This window comes from Klenkia sesuvii (assembly GCF_037083825.1).
Lineage (GTDB): Bacteria > Actinomycetota > Actinomycetes > Mycobacteriales > Geodermatophilaceae > Klenkia > Klenkia sesuvii.
The window spans coordinates 188,750-201,935 of the sequence record NZ_JBAPLU010000002.1; the positions used below are offsets into that span (position 1 = coordinate 188,750).

At 72.8% G+C, this 13,186-nt stretch carries 14 protein-coding genes; 9 read left to right on the top strand and 5 right to left on the bottom strand.

The annotated features are described in order from the left end of the window. Positions 1 to 89 precede the first annotated feature (89 nt). Both TEK04_RS02770 and TEK04_RS02775 read left to right on the top strand, forming a co-directional pair. Entirely contained in the window at positions 90 to 803 is a 714-nt protein-coding gene (locus tag TEK04_RS02770) for a phosphoadenylyl-sulfate reductase (RefSeq protein ID WP_336402778.1), read from the top strand. 16 nt (positions 804 to 819) lie between these two features. Beyond that, a complete protein-coding gene (locus TEK04_RS02775) occupies positions 820 to 1,125 on the top strand; it encodes a 4a-hydroxytetrahydrobiopterin dehydratase (protein ID WP_336402779.1) in 306 nt (101 codons plus the stop codon). On the opposite strand, the gene TEK04_RS02780 is transcribed toward TEK04_RS02775, so the two are convergent. After that, positions 1,122 to 1,343 carry a hypothetical protein gene (locus tag TEK04_RS02780; protein ID WP_336402780.1) on the bottom strand — a complete coding sequence of 74 codons (222 nt, stop codon included), beginning with the start codon at positions 1,341 to 1,343 and terminating at the stop codon, positions 1,122 to 1,124. The genes TEK04_RS02775 and TEK04_RS02780 overlap by 4 nt on opposite strands. A 182-nt stretch (positions 1,344 to 1,525) precedes the next feature. Here TEK04_RS02780 and TEK04_RS02785 point away from each other — a divergent pair, with 182 nt between their 5' ends. From TEK04_RS02785 to TEK04_RS02795, 3 genes are all read left to right on the top strand, one after another. Next, positions 1,526 to 3,244: a PHP domain-containing protein gene (locus tag TEK04_RS02785; RefSeq protein ID WP_336402781.1), complete on the top strand. Its 1,719-nt coding sequence runs from the start codon at positions 1,526 to 1,528 to the stop codon at positions 3,242 to 3,244. Beyond that, positions 3,241 to 3,519, top strand: a complete 279-nt coding sequence (locus TEK04_RS02790; RefSeq protein WP_336402782.1) for a hypothetical protein — start codon at positions 3,241 to 3,243, stop codon at positions 3,517 to 3,519. The genes TEK04_RS02785 and TEK04_RS02790 overlap by 4 nt, the downstream gene beginning before the upstream one ends. Before the next feature lie 62 nt (positions 3,520 to 3,581). Then, positions 3,582 to 5,354, top strand: a complete 1,773-nt coding sequence (locus TEK04_RS02795; RefSeq protein WP_336402783.1) for an alkaline phosphatase D family protein — start codon at positions 3,582 to 3,584, stop codon at positions 5,352 to 5,354. A 108-nt stretch (positions 5,355 to 5,462) separates the two neighbouring features. Here the strand turns inward: TEK04_RS02795 and TEK04_RS02800 are convergent, their stop codons facing one another. Both TEK04_RS02800 and TEK04_RS02805 read right to left on the bottom strand, forming a co-directional pair. Next, positions 5,463 to 5,864 (bottom strand): DUF3037 domain-containing protein, encoded by a 402-nt coding sequence (locus TEK04_RS02800; protein ID WP_336402784.1) that lies wholly within the window; start codon positions 5,862 to 5,864, stop codon positions 5,463 to 5,465. Further along, positions 5,861 to 6,715, bottom strand: coding sequence for a HipA family kinase (locus TEK04_RS02805; protein WP_336402785.1), 855 nt, complete (start codon positions 6,713 to 6,715; stop codon positions 5,861 to 5,863). The genes TEK04_RS02800 and TEK04_RS02805 overlap by 4 nt, the downstream gene beginning before the upstream one ends. A 48-nt stretch (positions 6,716 to 6,763) precedes the next feature. On the opposite strand from TEK04_RS02805, the gene TEK04_RS02810 reads away from it, so the two are divergent. Next, positions 6,764 to 8,173 carry a M1 family metallopeptidase gene (locus TEK04_RS02810; protein ID WP_336402786.1) on the top strand — a complete coding sequence of 470 codons (1,410 nt, stop codon included), beginning with the start codon at positions 6,764 to 6,766 and terminating at the stop codon, positions 8,171 to 8,173. Here TEK04_RS02810 and TEK04_RS02815 read toward each other — a convergent pair. Next, a complete protein-coding gene (locus TEK04_RS02815) occupies positions 8,167 to 8,871 on the bottom strand; it encodes an FAD-binding oxidoreductase (RefSeq protein ID WP_336402787.1) in 705 nt (234 codons plus the stop codon). The two genes, TEK04_RS02810 and TEK04_RS02815, sit on opposite strands and share 7 nt — an antisense overlap. Positions 8,872 to 8,875: 4 nt before the next feature. Further along, positions 8,876 to 9,490: a sulfite oxidase-like oxidoreductase gene (locus TEK04_RS02820; protein ID WP_336402788.1), complete on the bottom strand. Its 615-nt coding sequence runs from the start codon at positions 9,488 to 9,490 to the stop codon at positions 8,876 to 8,878. 137 nt (positions 9,491 to 9,627) lie between these two features. Here TEK04_RS02820 and TEK04_RS02825 point away from each other — a divergent pair, with 137 nt between their 5' ends. Genes TEK04_RS02825 through TEK04_RS02835 form a run of 3 tightly spaced genes read left to right on the top strand, consistent with a single transcriptional unit; the run spans position 9,628 to position 13,080 of the window. Further along, positions 9,628 to 10,365: a succinate dehydrogenase cytochrome b subunit gene (locus tag TEK04_RS02825; RefSeq protein ID WP_336402789.1), complete on the top strand. Its 738-nt coding sequence runs from the start codon at positions 9,628 to 9,630 to the stop codon at positions 10,363 to 10,365. 13 nt (positions 10,366 to 10,378) lie between these two features. Then, entirely contained in the window at positions 10,379 to 12,325 is a 1,947-nt protein-coding gene (locus TEK04_RS02830) for a fumarate reductase/succinate dehydrogenase flavoprotein subunit (protein ID WP_336402790.1), read from the top strand. Then, on the top strand, positions 12,325 to 13,080 hold the full coding sequence (locus TEK04_RS02835; RefSeq protein ID WP_336402791.1) for a succinate dehydrogenase/fumarate reductase iron-sulfur subunit: 756 nt from the start codon (positions 12,325 to 12,327) through the stop codon (positions 13,078 to 13,080). The genes TEK04_RS02830 and TEK04_RS02835 overlap by 1 nt, the downstream gene beginning before the upstream one ends. Positions 13,081 to 13,186: the final 106 nt, after the last annotated feature.

Consider the following 13,186-nt stretch of genomic DNA (forward strand, 5'->3'; position numbering starts at 1 on the left):
CGGCCGCGCGGGACCGAGGGAGAATGGCACTGCGGGTCCTGCCTGCGGACCTTCACCCTGCGGACGACGGGAACGGGAGTGCAGCAGCCATGACGACAGCACTGGTCGAGCCGACACCCGAGCTGGCCGCCGAGGCCGACGCCCGCTTCGAGGGGATCGCCGACCCGGTCGAGCAGGCGCTGGCCGTGCTGCAGTGGGCCGGGGAGACCTTCGGCGACTCCTTCGCGATCACCTCCTCGATGGCCGACGGTCTGCTCGCGCACCTGGCCGCGCGCGCGCACCCCGGCGTCCAGGTGGTGTTCCTGGAGACCGGCTACCACTTCGCCGAGACCCTCGGCACCCGCGACTGGATCGCCTCGGTCATGGACATCCGGGTGCTCTCGGTCGAGGCCGAGAGGACCGTCGCCGAGCAGGACGCCGAGTTCGGGCCGCAGCTGCACGACCGCGACCCCGACCTGTGCTGCGACATGCGCAAGGTGCAGCCGCTGGCGCGCACCCTGGCCGGGTTCTCCGCCTGGGGTTCGGGCGTGCGCCGCGACGAGTCCGAGACGCGCACCGGCACCAAGGTGGTCGACTGGGACGCCAAGCGCGGCATGGTGAAGGTCAACCCCCTCGCGGCGTGGACGCAGGACGACGTCGACCGCTACACCGCCGAGCACCAGGTGCCGGTCAACCCGCTGGTCGACATCGGGTACGCCTCGATCGGGTGCGCGCCCTGCACCCGCCCGGTCGCCCCGGGCGAGGACCCGCGGGCCGGTCGCTGGGCCGGCAAGAACAAGGTGGAGTGCGGGCTGCACACGTAGCGGTCAGACTGCGGGCATGAGCAGACCGCAGGCACTGCCGGCCGAGGAGGTGGCCGCCGCGGTCGCCGAGCTCACCCACTGGGACGGCGATCCGCAGGGCATCTACCGTCGGTTGGACTTCCCCTCGTTCCGCGCCGCGGTCGACGCGGTCGTCCAGATCGCCGACGTCGCCGAGGCCCTGGACCACCACCCCGACCTCGACCTGCGCTACGACAGCCTCCGGGTCGCCGTGGTCACGCACGACGCCGGCGGGGTCACCGAGCTCGACCTCGAGCTCGCCCGCCGGGTCGACGCGCTGTTCCCCGGCAGCAACGGCGGCTAGCGCCGCCTGATCGCGACCACCGACGAGCGCGGCACCGAGCTGCCGCCGTCGGGCCAGATGCTGGTGGGCGCGGGGAGCGTCCCGCCGTCCACAGCGGGCCGAGGGAGTCCACCGGCAAGGTTGTCCGGGCAGGCGAGCTCGATGACGTGGCCGGCGGCGTTGCGCGATCGCGGGTTGGCGGCGACGTCCTGCGCCTCGGTGCCGCGGTCAGTGGCCACCGGGTGGATGAAGGTTCACGGCGAGTTCACACCGGTCGAGGAACCCCAGGTCGCCACCCCGCAGCCACCTGCGCGCTCCGCCCGTGGTGTTCACCGGATCGGCGTCCGGGCGTCGTCCGGCCCTCGCTGCACTCGACGACTGTCGGGTGGTCGAGCACGCATGCAAGCCGGGAGGACCAGGGATGGCGCACGACCACGGGCACCCGCACGACCACGAGCACACCCACGACCACGACCACGGGCCGGTCGAGGGCAGCTGGCGCGACGAGCGCGCCGACGACCCGCTGTCGGTCTCGCGCAGGGCGTTCCTGGCCGGCGCAGCCGTCGTGGCGGGCACGGCCGCCGGCATCGGCGGTGCGGCCGCCGGCGTCGGGCAGGGCACGGCGGCGGCTGCACCCGGTGGCCGCACCCCGGTCAACCCGTGGAGCGGGAACAACCGCTTCTACGCCGGGGACCACCACATCCACACCCAGTACTCCCCCGACGCGCAGTACACCGTCGAGCAGCAGGTGGCCAAGGGCCAGCAGTACGGGCTCTCCTGGGTGGTCATCACCGACCACGGCAGCGTGGCGCACCAGAAGTTCTCCGTCGACCAGGTGACGCCGAACATCGAGGCCTCGCGCGCCGCCTACCGGGACATGCTGGTGTACCAGGGCCTGGAGTGGAACATCCCCGGCGCCGAGCACGCGACGGTCTTCCTGCCCCCCGGCCGGAACACGGTCGACATCCTCAAGGCCTTCGAGCTCGCCTACGACGGCTCGGTCCTGGCGTCGAACGGGGTCATCCCCCGGGCCACCGCGGCGGCCGGTGAGCCCTACGCCATCCAGGCGCTGCAGTACCTGGACCAGCAGGTGCGCAGCGGGCGGACCGACATCGCCCTGATGTTCGCCAACCACCCCTCGCGGAACGGCATCGACAGCCCGCACGAGCTGCGCGGCTGGCGGGACGCGGCACCCCGGGTCGCCGTCGGCATGGAGGGCGCACCCGGCCACCAGATCGCCGCTTCCCCGCTCAGCACGGCGAGCCCCCGGTCAGGACGCGGCTACTACGACCGCAGCCCCAACCAGGACAGCTTCGCCGGCTACGCACCGAACGGCGCCGAGAACCCGTACCGCACCTACGGCGGGTTCGACTGGATGACCGCCAAGGTCGGCGGGGTCTGGGACTCCCTGCTCGCCGAGGGGCTGCCCTGGTTCGTCACCTCGACCTCGGACTCCCACCAGGTGTTCGGCGACACCTACCGGCCCGGGACGCAGGACTACGCCACCACCGGCAGTCGCGGGGCCCCCGTCGACACCGGCGTCCCCATCACCACCTACGGCGACTTCTGGCCCGGCCAGTACTCCTCGACCCTGGTCGCTGCGCAGTCGAAGAACTACGTCGACGTCATGCGCGGCCTGCAGTCCGGCCAGGTCGTGGCGGTGCACGGGCGGCTGATCGACGGTCTCGACGTGCGGGTCCGGGCGTTCCGGGGCGACGGCGACCGGCGCGGGGTCACCCTCGGCGGCCGCACTTTCGTCGCCCGCGGTGGTGACGTCAAGCTGGACGTCACCATCGACCTGGCCGCCGGACCCAACTTCAACGGGCAGGTGCCGCGGCTGGCCAAGGTCGACCTGATCAGCGGGCCGGTCACCGGCCCGGTGACCGACCGGGACACCCTCACGGCCCCCCAGACCCGCGTGGTGAAGACCTTCGACGTCACGTCGTCGGCCGGTGGCCGGCGGGTCCGGCTGGACTACACGTTCACCGACGTCCAGCAGTCGTTCTACCTGCGGCTGCGCGGCAGCGACGGCAACCAGCTCGACAGCGCGGGCAACCCGCTGATCGACGTCGTCGGCAACGAGGACCCCTTCGCCGACCTGTGGTTCTACGCGAACCCGGTCTTCGTCGACGTCGTGTGACCGGCGCCCTCGACGACGCCCTGGCCGGCTCGGGGAGGGCGGCGGTGCCGGTGCGGCTGACCGTGGCAGAGCTGCTGGCCCGCACCGCCATCGACCGGGTGGTCGGGATCGGGGGCGAGGCCCTGCCCGGTGACGAGGTGGACACGGTCGACGGCTACCTGCGTCCGGTGCGGCACCCCGACGGGGTCGAGCTCCTGGTCGACCCCACCGGCCCGCGCACCTGGCGCCCGGTGGAGATCAGGTCCCCGCACGAGTGCTGCGGAGGCCACGGGTGAGCGGCCCCGGCTGTTCACCCGGAGTCCCCGCGGACGTCGTCCACGCCGGACAGCATGACCACATGTCGTCGGCGACGCCCTCCGTCTCCCGCCGCACCGTCCTGCAGGGTGGGGCCGCCGGTCTGGCGGCCCTCGCCCTGGGCGCGCTCAACCCGGAGCAGGCCCGGGCCACCGTGGAGGAGCGCGCCCGGGCCGGGGTCTTCGGGTTCGGGGTCGCCAGCGGCGACCCCACCGCCACCGAGGTCCTGCTGTGGACCCGCGTGACCCCCAGCCGACCGGCGCTGCCCGGCAGCGGGCGCGGCCCGGGCAGCCGGGTGGACTGGGAGGTCGCCTCCGACAGCAGCTTCCGGCAGCTGGTCGCCCGCGGCTCGCTGCGCACCGACGCCGCTCGCGACCACACCGTCAAGGTCGTCGTCGGCGGGCTCACGCCCTACACCCGGTACTGGTACCGCTTCCGGTCCCGCGGCGAGACCTCCCCCGTCGGCCGCACGCAGACCTCCCCTGACGAGCCCGGACGCACCCACGCCCTCCGGCTGGCCTTCGTGTCCTGCTCGAACTACACCGGCGGCTACTTCACCGCCTACCGCGGGATCGCCGCGCGGGACGACCTGGACGCCGTGCTGCACCTGGGCGACTACCTCTACGAGTACGGCAACGCCGAGGACCGCTACGGCCCGGCCTCCCTCGCCGGCACCCGAGACCACCAGCCGCCCACCGAGATGGTCACCCTGGCCGACTACCGGTTGCGGCACGCCCTCTACAAGACCGACCCCGACCTGCAGGCCGCGCACCTGCAGCACCCGTGGATCACGATCTTCGACGACCACGAGGTCACCAACGACGCCTACGCCACCGGTGCGGAGAACCACGAGCAGCAGGACGACCCCGACACCAGCTACACCGGGCCAGGCGAGGCACCCGGGGTGCGCGCCGAGGGCGACTTCCTGGCGCGGCGGGCCGCGGCCTACCAGGCCTACCTGGAGTGGATGCCGATCCGCGAGCCCGGCTGGCAGCCTGCCCCGCACCAGGGGACGCAGTTCTTCCGCCGGTTCTCCTTCGGAGACCTGGCCGACCTGTCGGTGGTCGAGACCCGGCAGAACCGCAGCCAGCAGGTGCCGACCACCGCCGGCGCGCAGGTCAACCCGGCCCTGGCCGACCCCTCGCGGCACCTGCCCGAGCCCGAGCAGCTGCAGTGGCTCACCGACGGCATCCAGCGCAGCCGCAAGCCCTGGCACCTGGTGGGCAACCAGACGGTCTTCGCCCGGCTGTTCGCCGTGCCCAGGACCGGGGTGGTCGGCGGCCAAGTCTTCAACGCCGACCAGTGGGACGGCTACCAGGCCGACCAGACCACGCTGCTGCAGGCCATGGCTGCCGGGTCCACGCACCCGGTCGTGCTCACCGGCGACATCCACTCCTCCTGGGCCAACGACCTGCCGCTGTCACCCGACGCGGCCGGCTACCTCGCCCGGCGTTCGTCGGTCGGCGTCGAGTTCGTCTGCCCGTCGGTGACCAGCGACGGGTTCAAGGAGGCCCTCGGCACCTCGGCCGCTGCACTCGCCGCGACCACCGCCTTCCAGGTCGCCAACCCCTGGATCCGTTACCTGGAGGGCATCGGCCACGGCTTCGCCGTCGTCGACGTCACCCCCGAGCGGGTGCAGACCGACTTCTGGTTCATCCGCTCCGGCGGGGACAAGGGCCTGGCGCTCGACCCCCGCACCGACCCCGCCGCCACCGTCGGGTTCGAGTCGGCCTGGCAGTCGGTGCAGGGCAGCCGTCAGGTGTCCGGCCCGGTCGGCCAGCTCGGCCCGCGCAGCGACCGGCCGCGGGGGGCGTGACCGCGTCCGGCTGCGGCGCCGGTTGGGTGCGACCCGGCGCACCGAGCTGGTTGCCCGGCTGCGCGCGGAGCTCGCCTCGGGGCGCCCGGCAGCGGACCCAGCTGTGCCCTAGGGCTGGACCGGCAGCACCAGCAGCGCCAGCAGGCGATCGGCCTCGGCGTCGGGGTCGGCGGTCAGCCCGGTGTGCACCGGTGAGGGCTGGACGACGGTGGAGCGCGGGGCGGTGAGCCAGCGGAACCGCGACCCCAGCACCTCCCGCCCCGCGGCACCCGCGCCCGGGGCGGCGGCGCAGACGTCGGCCGCGGCCTGCAGCGCCCACGCGATCGCCACCGGGTCGGCCGTGGGGTCCAGCGCCCGCAGCCGCTCGACGTCCAGGTGCACGCGGGAGCCGAGGTAGTCGCGCTGGCGGCAGTAGACCAGCACCCCGGCGTTGATGCTCTCGCCGCGCTCGACCCGCGGCACCACCCGCAGCACCGCGTACTCGTAGGTCTCCATCGCCGGGGTGCTCACCGCTGCCGCACCCCGGGCGGGGGCGGTGGGCCGAGCCAGCCCGGGCGGTTCTGCCCGCGCGGCTCGGGGGCCCGCCCGCGGGAGCCGTCGGCGGCGGCCTGCACCAGGGCGGGCAGCCAGGCCGGGCGGGCGTCGAGCCGGGCGAGCAGCTGGGCCACGTAGCGCTCGCGGGTGGCGCCGGCCGGTTCCTCCGCCGGCCCGCGCAGCCAGGCGTCGGGCACCTGCGCGAGCACCTGCTCCAGCAGCGGCCGGGTGACCAGCCGGCTGAGGGCCGCGTCGGCCGCGCGGACGTCGGGGTGCGACTCGACCAGGGCGTGCTGGGCGGCGTCGTAGGGCCGGGCGACCGCGGCCGGCGCACCGGGCCAGTGGTGGTGGAACGTGAGCGCGGCGCCGTGGTCGATCAGCTGCAGCCGGCCGTGCCAGAACAGCATGTTCGGGTTGCGCCACGAGCGGTCGACGTTGCCCACGAGGGCGTCGAACCACAGCACCCGGCCGGCCAGCTCGGGGTCGACGTCGGCGGTGTGCGCGCTGAAGTCCAGCGCCCCGGGCAGGTAGTCCATGCCCAGGTTGGTGCCGGCCGAGTGCCGCAGCAGCTCCTGCACCTCCTGGTCGGGCTCGCCGACGGCCAGCTCCGGGGCGACGTCGACGGTGACCAGCGCGGGCACCGGCAGCGCCAGCGCGCGGGCGAGCTCACCGCAGACGACCTCGGCGGCCAGCACGGGCACGCCCTGGCCGGCCGCCCGCCACTTCACGACGTAGGTGCCCAGGTCGTCGGCCTCGACCAGGCCGGGCAGCGACCCGCCCTCGCGCAGCGGGAGGACGTAGCGGGTGGCGGTGACGGCGGGGAGCACAGTGCGGCGAGGATACGGCGCCCGGACGACGGGCCCTACCGTGCAGGCATGCGCCGCCACCGCCTGCTGCTCGTGGGCCCGCTCGTGCTGCTCACCGCCTGCAGCTCGACCGTGCTGCGGCCGCTGCCGGTCGTGGGCGCCACCGGGATCGGCGACCCCTACTACCCCGGCGACGGCAACGGCGGGTACGACGTCGCGCGCTACGACCTCGACATCGGCTACGACCCGGCCGACGACGTCCTCACCGGCGTCGCGACCATCAGCGCGACCACCACCGGGGCGCCGCTGGCCAGCTTCTCCCTCGACCTCGTCGGCCTCGACGTGTCCGACGTGCAGGTCGACGACACCGAGGTCGAGGTCACCCGCGACGGCGACGAGCTGGTCGTCGACCGCGGGCAGGTCGTCGTCGACGGCGACTTCACCGTGCGCGTCGCCTACTCCGGCGTGCCCGAGCCCGTGCGGGACGGCCCGGGGGTGTCCGGCGTCGTGCCCACCGAGGACGGCGTGCTGGTGGTCGGGCAGCCCGACGTCGCCGCCACCTGGTTCCCGGTGAACGACCACCCCCGCGACGCCGCGTCCGTCGAGCTGGCCGTGACCGTGCCCGCCGACCTCGTGGCGGTCTCCAACGGCGCGCTGGTCGAGCGCGGTGACCCGGTCGACGGGCAGCGCACCTGGACCTGGCGCAGCGACGCGCCGATGGCCCCGTACCTGGTCACGCTGGCGGTCGGCGACTACGACCTGACCGACCGCGTGGTCGACGGCGTCACCTACCGCGACGCGGTGTCCCGGGGCCTGCCGGAGCGGTTCGCCGCGAACGCGCGGTCCGCCCTGGACCGGCAGCCCGAGGTCGTCGACTTCCTGGCCGACCTGTTCGGCTCGCCCTACCCCTTCGACGAGTGCGGCGCGATCGTCACCGACTCGTCGCTGGGGTTCGCGCTGGAGACCCAGACCCGGCCGATCTACGCCCGCGACTTCTTCGGCTCGGCCGAGGATGCCCAGCTCGTCGTGGTGCACGAGCTGGCCCACCAGTGGACAGGCGACGACCTGCGGCTGGACCGCTGGTCCGACATCTGGCTCAACGAGGGCTTCGCCACCTACGCCGAGTGGGCGTGGACGCAGGCCCAGGGCGGCGAGACCGTCGCCGACCAGCTGGCCGACGTCCTCGAGCAGCCCGCCGACGACGAGTTCTGGTCGCAGGCGATCGGCGACCCGGGCGCCGACGGCGACGAGCTGTTCAGCTCGGCGGTCTACGTGCGCGGGGCGGCCACGCTGGCGGCGCTGCGGCAGGAGGTCGGCGACGACGCCTTCGCCGAGCTGCTGTCGCGGTGGACCACCGAGCGCGCGGGCCAGGCGGTGACCACCGGGGAGTTCACCGCCCTGGCCACCGAGGTCGCCGGCACCGACCTCACCGACTTCTTCGCCGCCTGGCTGGGACCCGGTCGGCCCGAGGGCTACTGACCCGACGGGCCGAACTGCTCGACCCGCACCGACCCGGGGGCGAAGCCCAGGCCCACCAGCAGGTCGCCGGCCGCGCGGGCGAACCCGGCCGACCCGCACACGAACGCCGTCTGGCCCGGCTCCCACAGCGGGAGCAGGTCCATCGCGGTCAGCCGGGCCGGCGGGCGGATGCCGTGCGCCTCCCGCGTCAGGACGACGACGGCGCCGGCCGCCTGCAGCTCGTCGGCGTAGGGCAGCTCGGCCAGGGTGCGGGCGCTGACCGCCACCCGCAGGAGGTCCTGCCGGCCGGTGGCCCGCGCGTGCCGGACCATCGCCACCAGCGGCACCACGCCGGTGCCGCCGCCGACCAGCAGCGCCGGGGTCTCGCCGTCCCAGGCGAAGCCGCCGCCGATCGGGCCACGCACCTCGAAGGTGTCCCCGGGCTCCACGACGTCGGCCAGGTGGGTGGACACCTCGCCGTCGTCCAGCCGCTCGACGAACAGCTCGAGCAGCGGGTCCGACGGCGGTGAGGCCACGGAGTAGGACCGCTGGGCGGTGTAGCCGTCCTCGGCGGTCAGCCGGACGACGTAGTGCTGGCCGGGCAGGTGGTCGACCCGGCCGGCGACGTCCAGCCGCAGCTGCACCGTGCGCGGCAGCGGTCGCCGGACCCCGGAGACCGTGGCGGTCGTCCAGGGCCCGGGCGCGGGGGCGGTGACCACCGGCTCAGTCGTCCCCCTGGTAGCGCTGCTGGCGCCACGGGTCGCCGCGGTCGTGGTAGCCGTTGCGCTCCCAGAAGCCCTGCTGGTCCCGCTTCAGCACGTCGAGCTTGGTGACCCACTTGGCCGACTTCCAGAAGTACAGGTGCGGCACGAGCAGCCGGACCGGGCCGCCGTGCTCGACGCTCAACGGCTGGCCGTCGAACTCCCACACCAACCAGGCCTTGCCGCCGGTGAGGTCCTCGAGCGGGAGGTTGGTCGTGTAGCCCGACTTCGAGGTGGCCATGACGTACTGGCCCTCGGGGGTGGGCCGGGCGACCTCCCAGAGCGCGTCGAGGGAGACGCCGGCGAAGCGGGTGTCGAACTTCGACCAGGTCGTGACGCAGTGGATGTCGCCCCGGTACTCGCTGCGCGGCAGCGCGTGCACGCCGTCCCAGTCCCAGGTGGTCGGCGTCTCGACGTTGCCCGCGACGGTGATGCTCCAGGTCTCGGGGCTGATCCGGGGCGTCGGCTCGGCGGTGAGCACCGGCCAGTCGGCCCCGACGTCGTACTGGCCGGGCGGCAGCCGCTGGTCGCGGGCGGGGCGGCTGCGGCCGAGGAAACCTCGGGTGGGTCCGGGCACGGGAACCTCCAACTCGGGGACGATCGGGGAACACGGGCGGTGCGGAGTTCGTTCCTCGGGTAAGGCTTGCCTTCCGAGAGACGTGTCACGCCGCGTTCACGTAGGTGTGACCTGTGCATGGTCGTACCGTGGGCGCCGTGGCGACAGTGACGACGCAGCAGGCAGGGCAGTCGGCGGGGGCGAACCCCGGTCCGAAGCGGCAACCGAACACCGGGCGGTTCGGTTCCTCGGTCTTCAAGAAGGCCGTCATGGCGGTCACCGGCATCATCTTCGTGCTCTACCTCATCGCGCACATGGTGGGGAACCTGAAGGCGTTCGCCGGCGCGCAGACGTTCAACGAGTACTCCGAGTTCCTCCGCGACCTCGGCGAGCCCATCGTCCCGCGCCTGACCGTGCTCACGATCATCCGCGTCGTCCTGCTGGTCGCGGTCGCCGCGCACATCTGGGCCGCGTTCTCCCTGTGGAAGCAGGCCAAGCGGGCCCGCCCGGTCGGCTACGTCACCAAGAAGCGGGTGCAGCAGAGCTACGCCTCGCGGACCATGCGCTGGGGCGGGGTCATCCTGATCCTGTTCATCATCTGGCACATCCTCGACCTCACCCTGGGCGCGGTGAACCCCGCCGGGCGCGACTCGCTGCCCTACGGCCGCCTCGTCGAGGGCTTCCAGAACCCCGTCGTCACGATCTGGTACGCCATCGCCCTGATCGCCCTCGGCTTCCACATCCGGCACGGCGTGTGGTCGGCCACCCAGACCCTCGGGCAGAGCAACAAGCGTCGCGAGCGGGCGGTGAACGTCTTCGCCACCGCCTTCGCCGTGGTGCTCATCGGCGGCTACCTGCTCATCCCGTTCTCGGTCCTCTTCGGCATCATCGACTGACAGGAGCACCGCCATGGCACTCGAGCTGTTCCTCGACGGCGACCCGATCGCCGACACGAAGGCCCCCACCGACGTCCCCATCGGCGAGCGGTGGAGCGAGCGCAAGTTCCGCGGCAAGCTGGTCAACCCGGCCAACCGCCGCAAGATGACGGTCATCATCGTGGGCACCGGGCTGGCCGGTGGCGCCGCCGCCGCCACCCTGGCCGAGGCCGGCTACCACGTGAAGTCGTTCTGGTTCCAGGACAGCCCCCGGCGCGCGCACTCGATCGCCGCCCAGGGCGGGATCAACGCGGCCAAGAACTACCGCAACGACGGCGACAGCGTGCACCGGCTGTTCTACGACACGGTCAAGGGCGGCGACTTCCGCTCGCGCGAGAACAACGTGCACCGCCTGGCCGAGGTCAGCACGCAGATCATCGACCAGTGCGTGGCCCAGGGCGTGCCCTTCGCCCGCGAGTACGGCGGTCTGCTGGACAACCGCTCGTTCGGCGGGGCGCAGGTGTCGCGCACCTTCTACGCCCGCGGCCAAACCGGCCAGCAGCTGCTGATCGGTGCCTACCAGGCCTTCGAGCGCCAGGTGGCCGCCGGCGGCATCGAGACCCACTCGCGCACCGAGATGCTCGACCTCGTCGTCGTCGACGGCAAGGCCCGCGGCATCGTCGTCCGCGACCTGGTGACCGGCGAGGTCAGCACCCACATCGGCGACGCCGTGGTGCTGGGCACCGGTGGGTACTCCAACGTCTACTACCTCTCCACCAACGCCAAGGGCTCGAACACCACGGCCATCTGGCGGGCCCACAAGCGGGGCGCGTACTTCGCCAACCCCTGCTACACCCAGATCCACCCCACCTGCATCCCGGTGTCGGGTGACTACCAGTCCAAGCTGACCCTGATGTCGGAGTCGCTGCGCAACGACGGCCGCGTCTGGGTGCCCAAGGAGCGCGGCGACACCCGCGCCCCGCAGGACATCCCCGAGGACGAGCGCGACTACTACCTCGAGCGCAAGTACCCGGCCTTCGGCAACCTGGTGCCCCGCGACATCGCCTCGCGCCAGGCCAAGAACGTCTGCGACGAGGGCCGCGGTGTCGGCCCCGGTGGGCTGGGGGTCTACCTCGACTTCGCCGACGCCATCGAGCGGCTGGGCCGCAAGACCGTCGAGGCCAAGTACGGCAACCTCTTCGACATGTACGCCCGGATCACCGGGGAGGACCCCTACGCCTCGGGCATGCGGATCTACCCGGCCGTGCACTACACGATGGGCGGGCTGTGGGTCGACTACGACCTGCAGTCGACCATCCCCGGCCTGTTCGTGATCGGCGAGGCCAACTTCTCCGACCACGGCGCGAACCGGCTGGGCGCCAGCGCCCTCATGCAGGGCCTGTCCGACGGCTACTTCGTGCTGCCGAACACGATCACCGACTACCTGTCGGCCGCGCCCTTCGAGAAGGTGCCCGCTGACCACCCGGCCATCGTCGAGGCCGAGGCCGGGGTGAAGGCGCAGGTCGAGAAGTTCCTGTCGATCAACGGCACCCGCACGGTGGCCTCGTTCCACCGCGAGCTGGGCCGGCTGGTCTGGGACTACTGCGGCATGGAGCGCACCGCCGAGGGCCTGCGCAAGGCACTGGACCGCATCCCCGAGATCCGCAAGGAGTTCTGGACCAACGTGAAGGTGGCCGGCGACGCGCACACCTTCAACCAGAACCTCGAGCACGCGGCGCGGGTCGCCGACTTCATCGAGCTCGCCGAGCTGATGTGCATCGACGCCCTGCACCGCGAGGAGAGCTGCGGCGGCCACTTCCGCGCCGAGAGCCAGACCCCCGAGGGCGAGGCCCTGCGCAACGACGAGGAGTTCGCCTACGTGGCGGCATGGGGCTGGACGCCGGAGGGCGAGCCCCCCGTGCTGCACAAGGAAGCCCTCGAGTACGAGTACGTCCACCTCGCCCAGCGGAGCTACAAGTGATGAAGCTGACCCTCAGGGTCTGGCGCCAGCCCTCCCCCCAGGTCAAGGGCAAGATGGCGAACTACCACCTGACCGACGTCTCCGAGGACATGTCCTTCCTGGAGATGCTCGACGTCCTCAACGAGCAGCTGATCCTCGACGGCGAGGACCCCATCGCCTTCGACCACGACTGCCGTGAGGGCATCTGCGGCAGCTGCGGGCTGATGATCAACGGCATCGCCCACGGGCCCGAGCAGACGACCACCTGCCAGCTGCACATGCGGTCGTTCTCCGACGGCGACACCATCGACATCGAGCCGTGGCGCTCCGGGGGCTTCCCGGTGGTCAAGGACCTCGTCGTCGACCGGTCCGCCTTCGATCGCATCATCTCCGCCGGCGGGTTCATCTCCGCACCCACGGGCACCGCGCCCGACGCGCACGCCACCCCGGTGCCCAAGGTCGACGCCGACGCCGCCTTCGACGCGGCGACCTGCATCGGCTGCGGTGCCTGCGTGGCGGCCTGCCCGAACGGTTCGGCGATGCTGTTCACCGCCGCCAAGGTGACCCACCTCGGCCTGCTCCCCCAGGGCCAGCCCGAGCGCGACGCCCGCGTCGTGCGCATGGTCGCCCAGCAGGACGCCGAGGACTTCGGTGGCTGCACCAACATCGGCGAGTGCTCCGCGGTCTGCCCCAAGGGCATCTCGATGGAGACCATCTCGCGGCTCAACCACGACCTGCTCGGTGCCCTGCGCGCGAACGCGGTGCCCACGAGCTGATCGGCGAAGGTTCGGAAGGGGCGGTGCACCGGCAGGTGCACCGCCCCTTTCCGTCGTCCGACGACTTCTGCACGACGGATTCCCCGTTCGCCCGCGATCGGTGCCA